The 19,085-nt window shown below is 40.3% G+C and carries 22 protein-coding genes; 18 read left to right on the forward strand and 4 right to left on the reverse strand.

The genetic code is table 11. From position 1 onward, the window contains the following. Positions 1-242 precede the first annotated feature (242 nt). Positions 243-2,159 carry an ATP-dependent DNA helicase gene (locus tag NRI27_RS06825; protein ID WP_371390031.1) on the forward strand — a complete coding sequence of 639 codons (1,917 nt, stop codon included), beginning with the start codon at positions 243-245 and terminating at the stop codon, positions 2,157-2,159. Positions 2,160-2,211: 52 nt separating this feature from the next. Here the strand turns inward: NRI27_RS06825 and NRI27_RS06830 are convergent, their stop codons facing one another. Further along, positions 2,212-2,670, reverse strand: a complete 459-nt coding sequence (locus NRI27_RS06830) for a chemotaxis protein CheX (RefSeq protein WP_317941471.1) — start codon at positions 2,668-2,670, stop codon at positions 2,212-2,214. 155 nt (positions 2,671-2,825) lie between these two features. Between NRI27_RS06830 and NRI27_RS06835 the strand changes: the two genes are divergently transcribed. From NRI27_RS06835 to NRI27_RS06845, 3 genes are read left to right on the forward strand one after another with little or no spacing between them, the layout of a single operon-like run. After that, entirely contained in the window at positions 2,826-6,428 is a 3,603-nt protein-coding gene (locus NRI27_RS06835; protein WP_371390033.1) for a dynamin family protein, read from the forward strand. Between the two features lies 1 nt (position 6,429). Continuing rightward, positions 6,430-7,251, forward strand: a complete 822-nt coding sequence (locus tag NRI27_RS06840; RefSeq protein WP_317941469.1) for a sulfurtransferase — start codon at positions 6,430-6,432, stop codon at positions 7,249-7,251. An 18-nt stretch (positions 7,252-7,269) separates the two neighbouring features. After that, complete coding sequence (locus tag NRI27_RS06845) at positions 7,270-7,872, forward strand: metallophosphoesterase family protein (RefSeq protein ID WP_317941468.1); 603 nt, start codon at positions 7,270-7,272, stop codon at positions 7,870-7,872. Between the two features lie 50 nt (positions 7,873-7,922). On the opposite strand, the gene NRI27_RS06850 is transcribed toward NRI27_RS06845, so the two are convergent. Continuing rightward, complete coding sequence (locus tag NRI27_RS06850; protein ID WP_317941467.1) at positions 7,923-8,315, reverse strand: ribonuclease HI family protein; 393 nt, start codon at positions 8,313-8,315, stop codon at positions 7,923-7,925. Between the two features lie 74 nt (positions 8,316-8,389). On the opposite strand from NRI27_RS06850, the gene NRI27_RS06855 reads away from it, so the two are divergent. Then, a complete protein-coding gene (locus tag NRI27_RS06855) occupies positions 8,390-8,578 on the forward strand; it encodes a zinc-finger domain-containing protein (protein ID WP_317941466.1) in 189 nt (62 codons plus the stop codon). A 40-nt stretch (positions 8,579-8,618) separates the two neighbouring features. On the opposite strand, the gene NRI27_RS06860 is transcribed toward NRI27_RS06855, so the two are convergent. Beyond that, positions 8,619-8,822, reverse strand: coding sequence for a cold-shock protein (locus NRI27_RS06860; RefSeq protein ID WP_317941465.1), 204 nt, complete (start codon positions 8,820-8,822; stop codon positions 8,619-8,621). 132 nt (positions 8,823-8,954) lie between these two features. Between NRI27_RS06860 and NRI27_RS06865 the strand changes: the two genes are divergently transcribed. Further along, positions 8,955-9,599 (forward strand): HD domain-containing protein, encoded by a 645-nt coding sequence (locus NRI27_RS06865; protein ID WP_371390036.1) that lies wholly within the window; start codon positions 8,955-8,957, stop codon positions 9,597-9,599. A gap of 102 nt (positions 9,600-9,701) precedes the next feature. Continuing rightward, entirely contained in the window at positions 9,702-10,760 is a 1,059-nt protein-coding gene (locus tag NRI27_RS06870) for a mechanosensitive ion channel family protein (protein WP_371390037.1), read from the forward strand. A 241-nt stretch (positions 10,761-11,001) separates the two neighbouring features. Here the strand turns inward: NRI27_RS06870 and NRI27_RS06875 are convergent, their stop codons facing one another. After that, entirely contained in the window at positions 11,002-11,541 is a 540-nt protein-coding gene (locus NRI27_RS06875; protein ID WP_371390038.1) for a transcription repressor NadR, read from the reverse strand. A gap of 92 nt (positions 11,542-11,633) precedes the next feature. Here NRI27_RS06875 and NRI27_RS06880 point away from each other — a divergent pair, with 92 nt between their 5' ends. From NRI27_RS06880 to NRI27_RS06930, 11 genes are all read left to right on the forward strand, one after another. Next, on the forward strand, positions 11,634-12,710 hold the full coding sequence (locus NRI27_RS06880; RefSeq protein WP_371390039.1) for a branched-chain amino acid aminotransferase: 1,077 nt from the start codon (positions 11,634-11,636) through the stop codon (positions 12,708-12,710). 54 nt (positions 12,711-12,764) lie between these two features. Further along, the gene (gene menC, locus NRI27_RS06885) at positions 12,765-13,880 is read left to right on the forward strand and encodes an o-succinylbenzoate synthase (protein WP_371390071.1); all 1,116 of its coding nucleotides are present in this window, start codon (positions 12,765-12,767) and stop codon (positions 13,878-13,880) included. A gap of 111 nt (positions 13,881-13,991) precedes the next feature. Continuing rightward, a complete protein-coding gene (locus NRI27_RS06890; RefSeq protein WP_371390040.1) occupies positions 13,992-14,792 on the forward strand; it encodes a DUF6612 family protein in 801 nt (266 codons plus the stop codon). A gap of 217 nt (positions 14,793-15,009) precedes the next feature. Then, positions 15,010-15,441 carry a DUF4181 domain-containing protein gene (locus NRI27_RS06895; protein WP_371390041.1) on the forward strand — a complete coding sequence of 144 codons (432 nt, stop codon included), beginning with the start codon at positions 15,010-15,012 and terminating at the stop codon, positions 15,439-15,441. A gap of 135 nt (positions 15,442-15,576) precedes the next feature. Further along, positions 15,577-15,957: a hypothetical protein gene (locus tag NRI27_RS06900; RefSeq protein ID WP_371390042.1), complete on the forward strand. Its 381-nt coding sequence runs from the start codon at positions 15,577-15,579 to the stop codon at positions 15,955-15,957. Positions 15,958-15,976: 19 nt separating this feature from the next. Next, positions 15,977-16,150, forward strand: coding sequence for a hypothetical protein (locus NRI27_RS06905; protein WP_371390043.1), 174 nt, complete (start codon positions 15,977-15,979; stop codon positions 16,148-16,150). Positions 16,151-16,378: 228 nt separating this feature from the next. Continuing rightward, the gene (locus NRI27_RS06910) at positions 16,379-16,768 is read left to right on the forward strand and encodes a hypothetical protein (RefSeq protein ID WP_371390044.1); all 390 of its coding nucleotides are present in this window, start codon (positions 16,379-16,381) and stop codon (positions 16,766-16,768) included. 65 nt (positions 16,769-16,833) lie between these two features. Continuing rightward, on the forward strand, positions 16,834-17,697 hold the full coding sequence (locus NRI27_RS06915; RefSeq protein ID WP_371390045.1) for an aminoglycoside phosphotransferase family protein: 864 nt from the start codon (positions 16,834-16,836) through the stop codon (positions 17,695-17,697). A 75-nt stretch (positions 17,698-17,772) separates the two neighbouring features. Next, positions 17,773-18,126, forward strand: a complete 354-nt coding sequence (locus tag NRI27_RS06920; RefSeq protein ID WP_371390046.1) for a VOC family protein — start codon at positions 17,773-17,775, stop codon at positions 18,124-18,126. 129 nt (positions 18,127-18,255) lie between these two features. Then, the gene (locus NRI27_RS06925) at positions 18,256-18,702 is read left to right on the forward strand and encodes a hypothetical protein (protein ID WP_371390047.1); all 447 of its coding nucleotides are present in this window, start codon (positions 18,256-18,258) and stop codon (positions 18,700-18,702) included. A 61-nt stretch (positions 18,703-18,763) separates the two neighbouring features. Then, a complete protein-coding gene (locus NRI27_RS06930; protein ID WP_371390048.1) occupies positions 18,764-18,955 on the forward strand; it encodes a DUF6980 family protein in 192 nt (63 codons plus the stop codon). Positions 18,956-19,085 lie beyond the last annotated feature (130 nt).

Here is a 19,085-nt window from a genome sequence, read left to right on the forward strand (position 1 = left end):
TATGCCTACTTACTTTAAAACGGTTCTTTTTTAAACTTAAGAGTGGATCGGAGCGGAAAAAGGACGACTCCTGCGGGATTTAGCGCGATTGTTGAGACCCCGCAGGAAGCAAAGCGAAGCGTAGCGGACGAGGAGGCTCAAGCGCGCCCCGCGGAAAGCGTGCCTTTTGGAGCGCAGAGGAACGGTCTATATAGAGTTTTTTCTAACCTCTACCATATGCTTAAAAGAAAGGGTCGATGCCGATGAAGCGTCAAATGCCATTTGTGTTATCAAAAGAAAAATCATTTTATGAATCGTTGAATGACTGGATTGGCGATACGTTGTATGACGATCTAACAGAAAAAGGTTTCGAATGTCGAGATGAACAGATTTATATGGCATTTCAAATCGAGCAAGCATTAAAAGAAAAGAAAGTCCTAATGGCGGAGGCTGGGGTCGGAACAGGTAAAACGATCGCATATTTATTACCGGCCATTGCTTATGCACGCTATACCGGAAAGCCTGCATTGATTTCTTGTGCGGACGAAACGTTAATCGACCAACTTGTGAAAAAAGAAGGCGACATCCATAAATTAAGTGAAGCATTAGCGATTGAAATTGATGTAAGATTAGCAAAAGCGAGGGACCAATACCTCTGTTTGAAACGACTAGAGGAGACTGCCGATTCATCAGAGGAAGAATATGCAGATATCGTTCAAAGTGAATTACCTGAATTTGTACGAGGGAACGCATCACTTCAATCTATTTTTCCGTACGGTGAACGCTCAGATTATCCTGATTTGAATGATGAACAGTGGAAGTCGATTAATTTCCATCCAATCCAACAATGTGCAGCTTGTGATGTGCGCAATCGTTGTGGGCAAACGATCCACAGAAATCACTACCGGGAATCAGTCGATTTGATCATTTGTTCACACGACTTTTATATGGAACATATTTGGACGAAAGAGTCGAGAAAGCGACAAGGACAATTGGCATTATTACCAGAAGTATCAATGGTAGTTTTTGACGAAGGTCATTTGTTAGAGTATTCTGCGCAACGAGCATTGACATATGAAGTGCAAAATAATACGTTATTGAATTTATTGGAACGGGTAATGGTCGATGGCATTCGTGAAGAGACATTGCAATTGATGGAGCGTCTGATTGATGCCCACGAGCATTTTTTCCGTTTGCTTCGCACAAATGCAAGCAATCATGATGAAACACGAAAAGCCATTGCGAAAACCGATGAACTTGTTGCTGTAGGAAAAGAAGCAATGACAATTTCGACTGCCCTATTGGAAGAATTCGTGTTTGAAGGTGAATTGTACATTATTCCGGAATATGACTTGACGATGGTTGAAGAGTATTTGGAACAATACATTTTCTCGTTGGAACTATTCATTTCTGACAATGAAGCAGTTGATTGGTTGGAGGAAAGAAAAGACGAAATGACGCTTATTATTATGCCTCGTCTCGTTACAGACATTTTAAGAGAAAAGTTATTCTCCTCAAATATTCCAATTGTGTTTTCATCAGCAACTTTATCGGTCGATCAGGACTTTTCTTACATCCTCGATAGTTTGGGAATTGAAGAATTCCTATCATTCTCTGTGGATTCACCATTTGACTATGAACAAGCGATGGAAGTTGTTCTAGCTGACGTCGATTCAGGTGGAAAAACAAATTATGTAGAAAGTCTCCTTAAAAATGAGGAACAAACGTTGATTTTATTCAAATCTGAGGTATCAATGCGTGCGTTCCAACGTGCACTTTCTGATGAACACAAGCAGAACATTGCGTTTGAAGGAGAACGTGAACTATCGGCGATCATTCGGGATTTCCAACAGAAGAACGTGCGCATCCTTTGCTCTTATCATTTATGGGAAGGGCTCGATATTCCGGGGGACGCTTTAACGAGAGTTGTCATCTATGATTTACCGTTTCCACCAAATGATCCGTTGTTTAATGCGCGTAGAAAAAATGCGAAGCATCCTTTTGAAGACGTTGATTTACCATTTATGCTTTTACGTTTACGTCAAGGAGCAGGCCGCCTCATTCGGACTTCCGGAGATTACGGCAGTATACATGTCTTAATGGAAGGTTCAGAAAAAGAGCTGAAAACAATTGTTTCAAAAGCTTTCCCAGTGGAAAGTAAGACAGTTGTACGCAAATGAAATAAGAGAAGCTGTCTTTCATGGTAAGAAACCCATCGTAAGACAGCTTTTGTTATGCTTGCTCATCAATTGTTAAAAGGACATTCATCGTTGTCCCGCTGTCAAAGCGAAGCGGTAACTTGAATGCTTGTGTAAAACCATAAAGCTTCGTTTCACCAACCATAACTGTCGGAGTCGAGATGTCAAGTGAAAAGTCATGTTGTTCCAAAACGGTACACAAATTTCCAGCAACCATATTGCCTAATTCGCCTGTAAAGGATTCAATCATTTCACCTTCAATCCGCATACCGAACATGGATTGGCCAATCATTTGAATGATATCACTATTTGCATCGAGGATTAATCTACCTTTTATCGCGCCAACCATCTGGATGAGAACACTTAACTCCTTCTGTTCATAAGGTTGGGACGTCAGAACTGGTGAAAGCACATCAAATTTAAGGGGTATGATTGTCGTTAAAGAGGAAATAGCACCGTTTAACACTTTTTGAATCGTTGATGAAGTACTCATAAAGGCACTCCTTTCCTTCTAATATGTATAGTCTAATAATACCATTATCGAGGGAATAAAGTATAGAGTAATTTCAAAGCACTTTGTAGGTAGTTAGATTAGAAAAAAGTGTTATGATTAGATGTGGAATCAACTAGATGGAAGGGTCGGGAATTATGTCACATACTGATGTTTTAGAAAGAACAGCCATCCATGGACAACTGTTCAAGGAAGGTAATGACGAAGGTCGAGTAAGAAAAGCACATTCCTTAGCACAAAAATTAGTAGACGAGGAATTTGTTATTGGCTTTGCTGGACACTTTTCAGCAGGGAAATCTTCAATGATTAATGCACTGACTGGGGAAGATCTCTTACCTTCAAGTCCGATACCGACAAGTGCGAATATCGTTAAAGTGAAAAAATCAAACCATGAATTTGCAATTGTACATAAGACAGATGGATCTACCGTAAAATTTGAAGGGCATGGATTTTTTGATGCTATAAAATCATTTAGCAAAGACGGAGCGGAAATTTCTCTTATCGACATTGGTCATCCGCAATCTGCACTGCCAGAAGCGATTACTGTAATGGATACGCCTGGTGTCGATTCAACGGATGATGCTCATCGCTTGTCAACAGAATCGGCTTTACATTTAGCCGATCTCGTCTTCTATACGATGGATTATAACCACGTCCAATCGGAATTGAATTTTACGTTTACAAAGGATTTATTGCGTTTCAATCCGAATGTCTATTTAATCATCAATCAAATCGATAAGCACCGAGAAAGTGAGTTGTCGTTTGACGCGTTCAAGCAATCTGTGGAAGACTCATTTTCGTTATGGGGCGTAGAGCCTAAAGGGATTTTTTATACATCATTACGTGCCATGGATCATCCCCATAATGATTTTGCAAAAGTAAAAGCAATAGTAGAAGGGTCTATGGAAAACTGGAAAGAACAATTTTTATCAAACGCCCAGCAATCATTACGGAAGTTTGAAGAAGAACACGTGAACTTTTTGGAAGAAGAGATAGCTGAGCGTCAAACAGCATACGCGCATCTAATCGATGAGGATGAATGGGGTCAATCTGAAGATTTACAAAAGGAAATGAATGCCGTAAAGAAACGTGCAGCGCTCCTTTCTGCAGATGCATTTTACGCAACATTCGAAAGGGAACGAAATGAGTTGTTGCGCAACGCATCTATCAGTCCGTTCGATACACGCGAGTTGTTGAAACTGTATTTAGAAGCAAAATCACCTCGGTTTAAAGTAGGTTTTTTATTCGGAGCGAAAAAGACAGCTGAGGAAAGAGAAAAAAGGAAAACGGAATTAGCGAATAATCTTGCGAGCCTTATCCATACACAAATTGAAGTCCATTTGAAGGCGTTAATGAAACAAACATTGAAAAATGCAGGTCTGATGTCCGATGAACGTTCTATGGAAATCGATGAGATGAATATGCAAATTCCATTTGAGGAAATTGATGTGCATTTGAATGTATCTGACGTTATGACGGGCGATACAATCTTAAACATGGCAGATCAAATGAAAACAGCAATTCAACAAATCTTCCGTAAGCGAACTGATGACTGGAAAATGAAAATGTCTGAACTCGCTGCGTCAACCGGTAATGAAGAAGCTGAACAACTCCAGCATACCATCGATGTGTACGAACAAAAACTGTCCGCTATCTATCAGGTGGAAGAAATTCGAGAACAACTGAAACAGTTTGAAAAAAGCTTGGCGTCGCCTTCAGCAAAATTGCTTGCTGACAGTCGACAGTTGTTGAAGGAATGGCACGTACGTGAAGACATGCAGACGATTGACCTTAGTCAGATGGAAACGGATAGGCATGTAGTATCAGCGGATGAGATCGTACAAACAGAAGAAGTTATGCAACCTGAAGTTGTACATCATACTGATGCACAAGCTGTCATCGAACGAGCGCTTCACATAGCAGATGCGGTAATGCATATTCCTGGATTCTCTGATACCGCAACGTACTTACACAATAAGTCAGACCGGTTAGCCCAACAAGAATTCACTGTCGCTTTGTTTGGTGCGTTCAGTGCTGGAAAATCATCATTTTCTAACGCGCTCATGGGAGATCGTGTATTACCAGTGTCACCTAACCCAACAACCGCTGCCATTAACCGTATTCGACCTATTCAGCCAGGAAAAGAGGATCGAACTGCGGATGTCCATTTAAAATCAGTTCAGCAGATGACAGAAGATGTCGCTTTTTCATTTGATGCTTTAGGCACACCCATTACATCATTAGAGGATGCATTCAACAAAGCGGAAACTGTGCTGACGAAAGCATTAGAAGATGAAAGTCTACATATCCATAAGACGTTCATACGCGCATTCCAAAAGGGATATCCAACGTACGGTGGGCATTTAGGTGAGACGATGAATGTTGATCAAGTTGAATTTACACGATTCGTTGCCGAAGAAGACCGTAGTTGTTTTGTCGATGCAATTGATTTGTTCATTGATTGTCCGTTAACGAGAAAGGGCATTACGCTTGTTGATACTCCAGGTGCTGATTCCATAAATGCCCGCCATACGGATGTTGCTTTCGAATATATCCGTAATGCGGATGCGATTTTATTCATCACGTACTACAATCACGCATTTGCCCGTGCAGATCGCGAGTTTCTTATTCAACTTGGCCGTGTCAAAGATGCATTTGAGTTAGATAAAATGTTTTTCATCGTAAATGCAATTGATCTTGCGGCAAACGAAGAAGAAGCGGAAGCAGTGAAAGACTTTGTGAAACAAGAACTGACGACTTTTGGAATCCGTCACCCGCGTGTTCATGGGATTTCCAGCATCCAGGCGCTTGAAGCGAAACTGAGCAATGAAACGGAACCTGCCATGGCCGAATTTGAACAATACTTTGAACGCTTCTTAGAAGAAGATCTTAAAAGTTTAGCTGTTCAAGCATTGGAAGATGAAGTGACCAAAACCGTTGAACGGCTCCGTACATTAATTGAAAGAACGGAATTGAACCAATCCCGTAAAGCGGATCGCATGCAGGAACTTGATCGATTTGAACAAGAAATCCGTTCGCATTTTTCTCAACGGTTTACAGAGGTCATTCGAAAAGCGTCTAGCAACGAATTAAATGAATTGGTTTATTATATTTTACAACGGGTATTCCTTCGATTTGGAGACTTCTTCAAGGAAGGGTATAGTCCGTCGACATTTGCCAATTATTCTTCAGACAAGGCGCTGTCGATTGCGTTAGCAGAAACGGTTCAAATGGTCGGTTTCGATTTATCGCAGGAGTTAAAAGTGACGAATTTACGTATGTTGAATTTCATGAATAAGCAATTGAAAGAGCGTCAACGAAACGAGTTACGCCGACTCGCGGAAAAAGACCGATCCATTGCACCCTCTCCATATGAAACAGAGGATGCAGTAATGCTTTCATTCCCGCAACCATTTGAAGATCCTACCATCTATAAAGATGTAAATCGTGCATTTAAAAACCAAAAAGCGTTTTTTGAGAAAGGTGAACGGTTACTCTTAAGAGACTTGTTGGAAGAGCGTTTAAAAGAGGATGCCTCTATGTATTTAGGGAAAGAGAAAGAGCGGATTGAGCAATGGGCGGAGCAATGGATTGAAACGGAAGCGGAAGGTCTCCGTCTTCATTTAATGACGCAAAGTCTACAACAAATCGAATCCGAGCGCGCTCTCTTACTCGATGCTCACCAGTTGGAGGAATGGCGGCAGGTTTACGGTAAAATCCAGTTGAAGGGGATGGGTTGACATGCAAAACGTTTTTAAGTCGATTACACAAGTGGATGCTCAAGTCGTGAAGTGGATTGATACACGATATGCTTTGCAAAATCCAGCACTCGGTTTGCAAAAATATGGAGAAAAACATGTCGAAGGCGCGCTCTATTGGGACCTTGAAAAGGATTTGTCAGATATGACGAAGGATGCCGGCAGACATCCGCTACCTGACAAGGAAGCGTTGACGCATTTATTCAGAAAGAGCGGTTTGGAGTTGGATGATGAAATCATCGTTTACGATGACGGCGGAAGTCCTTTCGCTGCCAGAGCATGGTGGATTCTGCAATATGCTGGTTTTAGGAATGCCTCTATCGCAATTGAAGGGTTTACAACATTCGAAGATCATGGTGTACCGCTGAGTCAAGAACAAGTAAAACCGTCTCCTTCAAATGTAGAACCAGAGTGGAAGGAAGAGATACTTGCAACTCGAGAACTAGTCGAAGAGACTGTTCATGGCAATCGGAATCATGTGTTGTTGGATGCACGATCCGCTGAACGATACCGAGGTGAAGTTGAACCGATCGATCCAATTGCTGGACGTATTCCGGGCGCATTGAACTTTGATTGGGAACAATTGAAACAGAGTGGTTCCTTCAATTTGAATGAAGACATGAAATACCGATTAGAGGATGTCGTTCAAACAGATCAGTCAGTCATCGTATACTGCGGGAGTGGTGTGACAGCAGCACCGCTTTATGCGATGCTGAAGCAGAACGGTTTTGAACATGTCCGCTTATATGTTGGGAGTTACAGTGATTGGATTTCCAAAGAACCGATCGAAATTGAAAAAAGTTGAAAAGAAGGCGGAATGACGATGCAAATGAAATATGCCATTATCGGGGATGTTCATTCTTCGAAAGAAGACTTGAAAAGCGTATTGGCGCACATTAAACAAGAAGTACCCGATGCGCTATTGATCGGAACAGGCGATCTTTTTGAATGCACGATTAGTAAACGTCACGTTAGTGAACATCGTTATAATAATCTTGCAGAAGTCATGCTGTTACCCGATGGGTTTGTCGAGTTATTGACTTTTCCATCGGTCAAAGGGAATCAGGAAGAACGAATCCTGCTTATTACAAATACAGATGACCCATTACTCGGCATTCTTTCGGCAATGCCCGAAAAAATCGAACTTGGCATGGCTGAAGTCATTCACGGCCACCAATGGAAATGGGGAGGAAATCCTTGGGCGTTAATAGAACCTGAAGTTTCTCAGCCTGTGACATTTTACGGCCATAGCCATACGTCAGGCTTACAACGAGATGGTCATGTGGAAGAGGTTTTGTTATTTGGGCAGCCCTACGAACTCGGGCAAGAACAGACGCTTGTCAATGTAGGGGCAGTTATCGACGATCAGGAATGGGTTCTTTTTGATAGCATCCAAAACACTGTGACATTCATGAAGGCAAAATAATAGAAAGAGCATTTACCGACAACAGGAGAACCTGCCAGGTAAATGCTCTTTTATTGTCCACTTTTATGGATTGCTTCGCGGGCGAGCGCATCTGCCGCTCGGTTTTCGTGATCTGGAATCCATTTTATAAAAAAGAAGTCAAAGGATTTTGCAATGGATAGAATTTTATGCAAGTACTCTTTATGTAGCTCATTTTTAACAAATTCATTCTCCACTGCTGCGACGACGACTTTCGAATCTGAACGGGCAGAAACGATTCCAGTCGTTAGTTTTGCAGCTTCTTCCATTCCTCTTAGGAGGGCAATAAATTCAGCAGTATGGTTATTTGTTGGTGCAATTGGCTCGGCAATTTTCAGTTGTTGCCCTTCACCTTTAATAAAAATACCGATTCCACTTTTCCCGGGGTTTCCAGCACTTGCTCCATCTACATATACTTCAAGCATGGCGTATCCTCCTTTCATAAGTTGCATCAGAATGGAAAGCATACTACAATAAATGTTACGATCAGGAGGCTTCTATGGATAAATTATCAATTATGAAGGAAATTGATGAACTGCTTGATACGTATTGTGAAGGGTGTTTTGTCAAACGTCAACAGAGAAAAGATAGCGGAAAGACAAAAGCCCATCAATTTTGCATTCAAACGTGTACAATCGGTGAACAATTACAGTTCTTAGGCAATGAAATGAATAAATTAACAAAATAAACCCGCCTTGTCATAGCTTGGCGGGATAATTCGTTATTTTTTACGTGATTGGTAAGACATTTGCCGCTTGAGGACCACGGTTTCCTTCAATAATCTCAAATGAAACGGTTTGGCCTTCATCCAATGTTTTAAATCCATCGGCTTTAATGCCCGTGTAATGTACAAATACATCTTCGCCATTATCCGTTTCAATAAACCCATACCCTTTTTCATTGCTGAACCATTTTACTTTACCTTGGTACATACTTATTCCTCCCTCGGCAATTCAATGTCTTCCCATTATTAACATGGTTGCATTAACTATACATGAATCGACAGTAAACGTCAATGATACGCCTAAATTTTCAGTCGACTCAACGAAAAGGAGCTCTAGCTTATGCAAACAATTATTCAGAAGTGTACAATGTCTGTCAAAAATATTTACAACGAATTCGATGCAAGTCACGATTTTGATCACATCGTACGTGTTTTAAAAAATGCTCAACAGATAGCAGGCACAATCCCACATGCTGACGTGTCCATCATTACGCTTGCTGTGCTGTTACATGATATCGAAGACCCGAAGTATCAATCAGTCAGCGCTCATTCAGTAAGTCAAATTCTTTCTCAAGCTGGTGCAGACGAACAAACGATAGAGACCGTTCAAAAGACAATCAACAGCGTTTCCTTTAACGGTGGGAACGAGCGGGATATTACTTCCATAGAAGGTGCGATTGTTCGGGATGCGGACCGATTAGATGCCATGGGGGCAATCGGAATTGCACGAACGTTTGCATTTGGTGGTGCACGCGGTCGGAAATTATACGATGCGGAGGAAGTGACGAGGAAAGACATGTCAGAAGCGGAATACCGCTCGAAAGAGACATCCTCTGTCACGCATTTTTTTGAAAAACTGTTATTGTTAAAAGAACGTATGGTGACGGATGAAGGAAAACGGCTTGCCGAACAACGTCATACATTCATGGTTACGTTCCTTCAACAACTGAGTGATGAAACCGATTTAGCATTGGATACACGATAAAAATCCATAGAAGTATTTTCGTTGAAATTTGATATTTTAATAGCTATTACTTTTTCTCCTTAACATGTTTTGTTAAGATGGACGTGTTAGGAGTGATGAATTTTGGATTGGAATGAATGGTTTACGAGGTATGAAGTTGTACATACGGGTATTGCATTAGGAGTCTTATTATTATTTTGGTTGTTTCGGAAAGTGTTTGCAAAATACATTTTTACACTCATTTTAAAACTGAGTAACAAAGCACCGAATAGTTTCTTTTCAACAATATTATTGTCGTTTGAAAAACCGTTCCAATGGCTTGTGACGATCATCGGTGTTTATGTAGCAGTCGGATATTTCCCCTATATCGATCAAAAAAATCTGCTATTCTTACACCTGATCAGATCGTCCATCGTCATTGTCATTGCTTGGGGTTTCTACAATTTGACAGGAGCTACCTCAAGTTTCTTTTCAGGACTGAACAATCGATTTAATATGCGAATCGATGACATATTAATACCTTTTATCTCAAAAGCATTGCGCTTCATTATTATTGTCATTACGTTGAGCATCATCGCTCAGGAATTTGGGTATAACGTCAGTACGTTCGTCGCGGGTCTTGGAATTGGCGGATTGGCGTTTGCGCTTGCAGCAAAAGACGCATTAGCACAATTTTTCGGTGGAGTGGTCATCATTACGGAAAAACCCTTTACGATCGGGGATTGGATCTATACGCCAACTGTCGAAGGAACAGTAGAGGACATTTCTTTTAGAAGTACGAAAATCCGCACGTTCGGTCAAGCGCTTGTAACGGTTCCCAATGCCACATTAGCGAATGAAGCGATTACGAACTGGAGTAAGATGGGCAAACGGCAAGTCTCCTTCACCATTCGAGTAGCGCCTACTACCGACAAAGAAGCACTTCAAAGAAGCATTGACGACATTAGACATTTATTACGCAATCATGAAGGTGTTCATCAGGAGACCATTTTCGTGAAGTTTGATGAATACAAGGAAAACGGCATGAATATTATGCTGTACTTCTTCACGAAGACGACCGATTGGGGAGCCTATCTGGATATAAAAGAAGAAGTGAATTACAAAATCCTTGATATCCTACGTGCAGAAGAAATCACCTTCGCATTACCAAACACTAAACTGATTGTTGATGAAGATGTATAAGTAAGTAGTTCTAATATAGTTAGTTGTAAGACATTAGGAATTTTAGCCTGATTGAAAACGCTTGTCAGGTGGAAGGCAGTCTAAGTTCGGGACTTCCTGTCCCAACGACTGCATGACCTGCGTCGTGCAGGTCCGCGCGAAGTCGAGCGAAGACGCGAATAGAACAATAGTTCATGAGCGGACGAGCAAGACGAGCAACAACGGATGCGAGCGTTTGCCAACAGGTTAAAACGGGTATCCCTCATTCAATGAGGATACCCGCTTTTTTTAATGCTGCTTCTGCACTTGTAATTTGACTAGGATTGTCCGCACTGACGGTATGCATATGGACGCCACCCTCTGATAAGTTGGACAAATAAACGGCATTTGCTTCGGTCACTCGACGAATGAATGCTTTCACTTCCTGTCGATTGGATACCATGATCGATGCACGCAAATCTCCGTAAACAGGATGTTCGACTCGGACATCTTTTACAATTAACCCGTGATCTACAAGAATATTTAATTCCTCTTCAGTTTGTTCTGGTGTATGTTGGCAAACAAGTGTTTTTTCAATCTTCTCGGGGCCGGATGATGTGTGCATATACAAATAGCCTTGACTTGTCGCGATAATCGGCTCGTCTTTTGCTTTTAACAACGTAATATCACCGACGATCACTTGGCGGCTTACGTTTGTCATTTCTCCGAGTTCTTTGCCCGTGAAAGGTTTTGTCGCTGTCCGTAAAGTTTCCAATAGCAGTTCCCGTCTTTCCTCACCGGTCATCTTCATGTTGTCACTCATTTGCATCCCTCCAATCTTTCCATAATATCATATCAGTTTTTATGATTTCGTGTATAATGTAAAACTATACATACATAGAGGAGGGGTTCTGAATGGATCAATTATCTATTCACGTACAATTGACGAATCATCCGAAAGAGAAGCCGGCGTTTGATCAGCTTTCGTTCGGAACTGTTTTTACGGATCACATGTTTACAATGGACTATACAGAAGGTAAAGGATGGCATGACGCCAAAGTCGTCCCGTACGAACCGATTACGTTGGATCCTGCTGCGATTGTCTTCCACTACGGTCAGACAGTGTTTGAAGGATTGAAGGCATATGTTACGCAAGAAGAGGAAGTGTTATTGTTCAGACCAGATGAGAATATGAAGCGGTTAAACCGTTCCAATGAACGTCTTTGCATGCCGGCTTTCGATGAAGAGCTCGCGCTAGCAGGTTTGCGGAAGTTAATCCAAATTGATAAAGATTGGATTCCTAATGTTGAAGGTACTTCGTTATACATACGTCCTTTCATTTTTGCGACACAACCGTATCTTGGGGTTGCACCTTCGAAGACGTATCGTTTCATGATTATCCTTTCACCAGTTGGTGCGTATTACAAGGAAGGTATTAATCCTGTCCGCATTGCTGTAGAATCAGAATTCGTCCGTGCGGTCAAAGGTGGGACTGGTAGTGCAAAAACGGCAGGGAATTATGCAGGTGCCATGAAAGCACAAGAAGTTGCGGAGGCGAAAGGCTATTCCCAAGTGTTATGGTTGGATGGAAAAGAACATAAGTACATTGAAGAAGTCGGTGCAATGAACGTATTCTTCAAAATCAATGGAGAAGTTGTTACTCCTTCACTAAACGGTAGCATTTTAGAAGGAATTACACGCAAATCGGTGATTGAATTATTGCAACACTGGGCTATTCCGGTTACGGAGCGTCAAATTTCAATGGAAGAATTATTCGAAGCATATGAGTCCGGACTGTTAGAAGAAGCGTTCGGTACAGGAACGGCAGCGGTTATCTCTCCAATTGGCGAACTGTTTTGGCAAGATAAGAAGTTGGTCGTCAATCATGGCGAAATCGGCGAGTTGTCGAAAAAGATCTATGATACAATGACAGGGATTCAAACAGGAAAACTGCCTGATCCTTTTGGATGGCGCATGAAAGTAGAATTGTAATTCCAACAAGCGTCCTGTCATTTTGTGGCAGGATGTTTTTATGAGGTGATGAAATTGCGTATAGCAGAAGTGACCGTCCGAAGACTAAAAATGCGAATGAAAGAACCTTTTTCCACGAGCTTCGGCACAATGCAAGACAAGCAGTTTTTAGTCATTGAAGTACAAGATGAAAACGGAAATTGTGGATGGGGCGAATCGGTGGCTTTTGAAGCTCCTTGGTACACGGAAGAAACCGTCGATACGAATGTACATATGATCCATGATTTTCTAGTTCCTTTATTGCTAGGAAAAGACATTACTCATCCAGATGAAGTAAGTATACTCTTTTCTTCCATTCGTAAAAACAATATGGCGAAAGCGGCTGTAGAGACTGCCGTTTGGGATTTATTTGCCAAGCGTAACCGGATGTCGTTAGCGGAAGCGTTAGGCGGAACTCGAAAAGAGATTGAAGTCGGGATTAGCATTGGCTTGCAAGCAAGTTTTTCGGAACTGGTAGCCAAAGTACAAGGCTATTTGGACGAAGGGTATCGACGTATCAAAGTGAAAATTAAACCGGGTGTTGATGTTGAACTACTTCGTACATTACGCGCTGCATTTCCCGATGTTCCTTTGATGGCAGATGCCAATTCCGCTTATTCACTAGATGATATTGAATTGTTGAAGGAACTGGATGCATTCAACCTCTTAATGATTGAACAGCCACTTGGCCATGACGACATTGTTGACCATGCTGTGTTACAACGAGAATTGAAGACCCCAATTTGTCTAGATGAAAGCATCCTTTCCTTGAACGATGTACGAAAAGCACTCACGCTAGGAAGTACAAAAGTCATTAATGTAAAAATCGGACGGGTTGGCGGATTGTCGGAAGCGAAACGAATTCATGATTATTGTATGGAGCGGGGTGTGCCTGTTTGGTGTGGCGGCATGTTGGAAGCAGGAATTGGTCGTGCACATAACATCGCGTTGACGTCATTACCTAATTTTGTTTACCCAGGTGATACAGCCGGGTCATCACGTTATTGGGAAAAAGACATTATTACACCTGAAGTAGTTGTCCAAGATGGTGTGATTGCTGTCCCGCGTAGCAATGGGATTGGTTATGAACCAGACATGCATGCAATCGACAATTTTACAATTGGGAAGTGGTGTTTTTCGGCTGTTGAATAAAACTGTTTGCAAGTCTATGCAACTTACACGCCAGAAAAACCGTCTAAAGCATTGATGAAGTGTAATTCTTCCAGTAAAATGAACGTAGGTTTTGTAGAGAGGAAGTATATTGTGAAAAAAATACTTAGTGCGTTTGTCGTCAGTTCGCTCGTTCTTCTAGTAACGGCATGTAACAATGCAGAAGAACCACAAAAGAAATTAACAGCTGGTGACTTATTGGACAAATCTGAGCAAGCGATGAATTCTTCACTAACTTCGGTCAGTGCACACGTCGTGTATGACGAATATAATGGAACGGTTTTTGACGGCGATCCTGAAAAGACCGAAAAATCCGGTGTGAATTTCGATATGAATATGGATGCTTTTTTGGACCCAATGAAAGTCCATCGTCAAGTAACAGTCCAGCCAAGAGGCGGGGAAGTATGGAACATGGACATTTATGACGTTGGTGAACAAACGATTGTCGCGGACAGTAGAGAACAAGGTTTGCGCGAGTCTGAAACGGATCCATTGAAAGAAGCATTTGGAACGCTTGTATCGACAACCAATCCGCTTGTCGATCTTGCCAAGTTCAAAACGTTCAACGATGATTTCAAATTAGAAGCAATCGGTTACGACTATGTATTGAAACTTTCATTAGATCGTGATGAATTCCCTAGATTCAAAGAAATCTTCCCAGAAGTCGGACCGAGTGAAGAAGGTTTCCTCTTAATTGATCGCATGGAAATCACCATTAAAATTAACAAAAAAACATCCTATGTGACGGGCTTCAATATGTATGCGGATATGAAAACATACAGCAAAGGTAACTCTTTTAAAACACGCCAAAAGTTGAACGCGACGTATAGCTATTTCAATGATATTGAAGATTTTACTGTACCGAAGGAAGTAACTGAGTTAGTTTCTCGGTAAGGTAAGTGTACGTGGAAACATTTTACTGCAGACTGAAAAATGTAGCTTAGAAAGATAAATATTGATAGAACTCGAATAAGCACCGTTAATTACGGTGTTTTTTTGTTGAATAAATTCGTACTTAGAGATGGTTATCTGTTAGTATAATTAATATAATTGCAAAAATGAAACTTTTTTATTTTTTTGGCGTCTATACAGTAGGAGGAGGGGAGCATGCATGTATGGTATCGATCCATTTCACTGGTTGAAATTAATTCTTCTAATCATCATTATCGTGTTAGCAATATCATTGTTCAATCTTATAATGCAGAATTTGCTCAAAGTTAAGAAAAGGAGTAGTTTCTCCTATCATCACATAAATAAACAGCATAAGATGATTGATTGGACACTTCGGATCGCTTGTATTGGCTTTTTGTTCTTTGCTTATTTTATCAATATCGGTAGAATACATGAGGATCGTGATTGGTTTTTGAAATCAACCTATGTCGTTTTTGTGTTAATTGCATTAACAGAATTAACGAGAGCGTTTTTCGAGTGGAAGTATGACGAAAACAAAAAAGCTTATTTGCTTACTATTAGCCAATTAGGTTTTAGCGTAATGATCTTGGTTGTTTTGTTTACAACGGATTTCTTCGGGTGGCTTGGATAACTTTTATAGGGATAAGGAAATATTGCTAGCATGCCCGGGCGTTAGACGTTTTTGTAGATTTAGCGGGTTAGACTATTGGAGCAATGAAACTATTTAGACATTCATTCGTATACAATTGTGAGAGGAGAGATGAACGTGAAAGGTAAAGAGTTATATGTGATGATCTTCATCCTCATCCCACTGACACTATTAATGGCTTATGATTTCTTTCCTAAGTTAAATGACTTTTTGTTCTTACCAAAACCAATGCTGATTGGACTTTTACTATTGGTAGTTTTGTTAGGCTTCTTCACGAAACATTTTCAAAAAGAGAAGTCAGCGCAATCTTCTTTTTGGTGGAATGTTAGCTTGGTGTCTTATTTACTGAGTTTAATCGTTATATTCACGTTGCTTGGCGGCAACTCACAAGTAGGCATATCCTTGTCTAATCCTATCTTATGGATTGTGGTTGCCCTAACTGTTTTTGAAATGAGGAAGGAATGCAAAAAGGCGAAGGTCCATGAAGTAAATGCTTAGCGAGAGGGGGGGTGAAACAATGCCTTTCTTACTGGTTACACTTCTACTAATCACGTTTGGCTTATTTGTCGATTGGAGAAGAAAGAGATATAGGGAATTCCATCATGATGCAAACAATGTTCGTGATCAATCAGAAGTGAAGTTGGATTACAAGATGGAAGGTGACCGAAACTCGCCTAGTGGGTATTTATAGAATGCATATAACATTATTGCCTGAACACCTTTTGGAAGCGTTTCTACATACAGCGCTTCTTTTTTATTGCTAGAAAATGAAGGATTTTCTGTAGATTTGTGGAATCTAAAAGGAGGGAGCTTATACAAATGGTTAAGGTGATTGTTTGCTTCTTTATCAAATTACAGCACTTTTTAGCAACTAGCCTGTTTTACATACAGAATAATGAAAAGATGGGAGAGGAACGCATTGAAGAAGTTTTTATATTGCATACTCGTTGTGTTTTCAATGTTTATGCTAGCGTCTTGTCAAAACAATAGTAGTATTGCATTCAAAGGGGAAAGTGACAACTGGATTTGCGAGTTAATGACTGAGTCAAATTTCTGGGGGAAAGAGACGCAGCGTATAAAAATTACGTACAAAGGAGAGAACCTTGAAAAGCTCTGCAACTTCAACTTCGATGTTGAAAGCAGTGATTTCTTAGGAGGGGGTGTTCACGATGTAGTTTTCAATAATAACGGCATTTATGAAAGTGGAGATGTCATTAAATTGGATCGCAAAACGCCAAATACATCTACGATTTTAGTAAATGTAGAAGGTGAATTGTCTGAAACAATTACGTTACGATCAAGTTCATAAGTTCTCTTTTGCATAATAGGTTAGCATGCAGTCAAAAGTAGAACTTTATGAAAAGGAGAATTCCGATGTTCAATAGGGGTATCCAGCAATTCAATTTGAAAGTAGTATCAATTAACGAAGTCGACGATTCTCATAGTTCAACTGTTTATCAATGCAATTTAGTGAACGGGGAAAATGTATTTCTGAAAATACCTCACACGAAACTGAAGTATGTGCGAGAGTTAGAAGCTTATAAGCTCTTAAAAGATCGAGTTTCTATACCGAATATGTTGGATTATTGGCCAGGTGATGATCAATATCCAGGTGCCTTCCTTTTGTCAGAACTAAAAGGGCAACCTTTAACCAACTTTGCGTCACTTACCGTTGCCTATCAGATTGGCGTTCTGCATGCAACCATGCATCAAATTCAGCCACCTACCACAATACAGTTAACAGGTATTCAAGATGAGTTTCCGAACTGGTCAAATTTTGTGGAGAGGCAATTTTATAGTTTTGCTGAGGACGTAAAGGAAGTTTTAGATGGAAGTATCTATAGTCAGGCCATTAAAAAGTTCGAAAGTATGAAACGACAACTGCCTCCTTCAGATGGTCCGAGCTTCATACATATGGATTTTCGTCCCGCGAATATTATTGTAAATGAAGATAAGGTGTCAGGAGTAATCGATTTTGAAAGTGTACGATTTGGCTCAACAGAGATTGATTTCACCAAGCTGTATCGAGATTTTCTACGTTTTGATTGTAGATTGTACCAGGCCTATAAAGAGGGCTACAACTCCTTAAGGCCTTTAATTGATTTAGAAGTTGTGTTGCCTTTTTATCAATTTACAGACGCGTTTAATAGTATTGGATGGTGCAAGCGCCGTGGTATCGAAAAGAACGCTTTATTTCTGAAGAGAAATCTTTCCATTTTAGAAAGTGTATTACTTTAAATCACAACAAGCTTGATTAGCAAAATGGAATAGCGCTTTATCTAGATAAGTGACTAAAAGGAGAGTTAAAAAGTTATGGATAGTCCAATTGAAACGAGAATTAGTACAATTTTCATCCCGGTAAGTGATGTGGCAAAGGCAAGAGATTGGTATTGCGGTTTGTTAGGAGTTCCAGCAGATGGAGAAATTGTGCATGGACACATTTATGTGATTTCATTGGAAAATGTCAATCTGGTGCTAGATAGTAAGGTTTTTGAGAAGTTTAAACGTGATGGAATACCGAGATTTCACTTTGATGTTTTAGACATTGAGGCGGCTTATGAATACGTCATAGCTAAGGAAGTCACCATACTAACCGAAATTGAAAATGGTCACTGGTTCAACATTAGTGATCCAGACGGAAATGTATTAATGATTTGCCAGTGTTAAGGCTATTAAATATTGGTTTCTTAAAGTCGTTTAAAGAGATGCAATACAACAAACTGGCTCGATTCCGTGAAAACAGTATGAATGGATTAACCTAATGTTGAAGTTGTAATGAAGAAGAGGAGGTGTAACATGGAATACTGGGAGTTAATTGAGAATCCTAAAAATGAAACATATAGGCAACTAATGAAAGTTTTGTCGCGTAATTCTGACAAATTCTATTTCATAACAAGAAAAGAACTCAACTATAATCAAGAAATACTTGCACACTTCGCTCCTTTCACCCTAGAAACGTATAAAACGAAAAAGTGGGCTAATACGATTACAAAAGGTCCAGCTGCAACAGTATATGTAGTCGAGTCAAATGAAGAAACGTATAAGCTGTTAACTAAATTCGCAAATACTTTATATGATTGGGTTGCGCCTAATTTACCCGAAGACATTACATTTATGAAGAATAATTTCGCTTGGTTTTCTTGTACGACACACGAGGAATTTGGCGGTTTTACGTTTCGTTCAGATTATTACAAGCATCTACTTTGTGAAATACCTGGTCTTAAAGTACAACAAATAGTGTAAGACTTAGCATTTATAAATAATCTGTACTTGGAGAGCGGGTACTAGTGAGGGGGATTAACATTTGAAACACTGTTGTGAAGAGATGAATGTACATGCGAATTTCAAATGTGATTTGCATAGTAATCCGTTTGAATGTCCTGATAAGATTGTAATTTATGATGAAGATGACAATGATTATGGTTTGATCATTCATGATGGTGGTTCTGCAAGTATAGGAATTACCTATTGTCCGTGGTGCGGTTCGAAGTTATAACTTGGGGTAATTTGTGCTATCTCACGAACGAGCGATAGAAAGGAAAATGTGAGCGTCAATGACTCGGTATATGGAAATTTTTAAAGAAATTGTCGATATCGTACATCATGACTACGCAGGATATGATGAG

Source organism: Sporosarcina sp. OR05 (assembly GCF_041414805.1).
Classification (GTDB): Bacteria; Bacillota; Bacilli; order Bacillales_A; family Planococcaceae; genus Sporosarcina; species Sporosarcina saromensis.

Bases quoted from the DNA above. Each gene is read 5' to 3' on its own strand.
- NRI27_RS06840 (WP_317941469.1), top strand. From the start codon at position 6,430: ATGCAAAACGTTTTTAAGTCGATTACACAAGTGGATGCTCAAGTCGTG.
- NRI27_RS06865 (WP_371390036.1), top strand. From the start codon at position 8,955: ATGCAAACAATTATTCAGAAGTGTACAATGTCTGTCAAAAATATTTAC.
- NRI27_RS06845 (WP_317941468.1), top strand. From the start codon at position 7,270: ATGCAAATGAAATATGCCATTATCGGGGATGTTCATTCTTCGAAAGAA.
- NRI27_RS06920 (WP_371390046.1), top strand. From the start codon at position 17,773: ATGGATAGTCCAATTGAAACGAGAATTAGTACAATTTTCATCCCGGTA.
- NRI27_RS06825 (WP_371390031.1), top strand. From the start codon at position 243: ATGAAGCGTCAAATGCCATTTGTGTTATCAAAAGAAAAATCATTTTAT.
- NRI27_RS06835 (WP_371390033.1), top strand. From the start codon at position 2,826: ATGTCACATACTGATGTTTTAGAAAGAACAGCCATCCATGGACAACTG.
- NRI27_RS06855 (WP_317941466.1), top strand. From the start codon at position 8,390: ATGGATAAATTATCAATTATGAAGGAAATTGATGAACTGCTTGATACG.
- NRI27_RS06925 (WP_371390047.1), top strand. From the start codon at position 18,256: ATGGAATACTGGGAGTTAATTGAGAATCCTAAAAATGAAACATATAGG.
- NRI27_RS06850 (WP_317941467.1), bottom strand. From the start codon at position 8,315: ATGCTTGAAGTATATGTAGATGGAGCAAGTGCTGGAAACCCCGGGAAA.
- NRI27_RS06880 (WP_371390039.1), top strand. From the start codon at position 11,634: ATGGATCAATTATCTATTCACGTACAATTGACGAATCATCCGAAAGAG.
- NRI27_RS06860 (WP_317941465.1), bottom strand. From the start codon at position 8,822: ATGTACCAAGGTAAAGTAAAATGGTTCAGCAATGAAAAAGGGTATGGG.
- NRI27_RS06905 (WP_371390043.1), top strand. From the start codon at position 15,977: ATGCCTTTCTTACTGGTTACACTTCTACTAATCACGTTTGGCTTATTT.
- NRI27_RS06915 (WP_371390045.1), top strand. From the start codon at position 16,834: ATGTTCAATAGGGGTATCCAGCAATTCAATTTGAAAGTAGTATCAATT.
- NRI27_RS06875 (WP_371390038.1), bottom strand. From the start codon at position 11,541: ATGAGTGACAACATGAAGATGACCGGTGAGGAAAGACGGGAACTGCTA.
- NRI27_RS06895 (WP_371390041.1), top strand. From the start codon at position 15,010: ATGTATGGTATCGATCCATTTCACTGGTTGAAATTAATTCTTCTAATC.
- NRI27_RS06830 (WP_317941471.1), bottom strand. From the start codon at position 2,670: ATGAGTACTTCATCAACGATTCAAAAAGTGTTAAACGGTGCTATTTCC.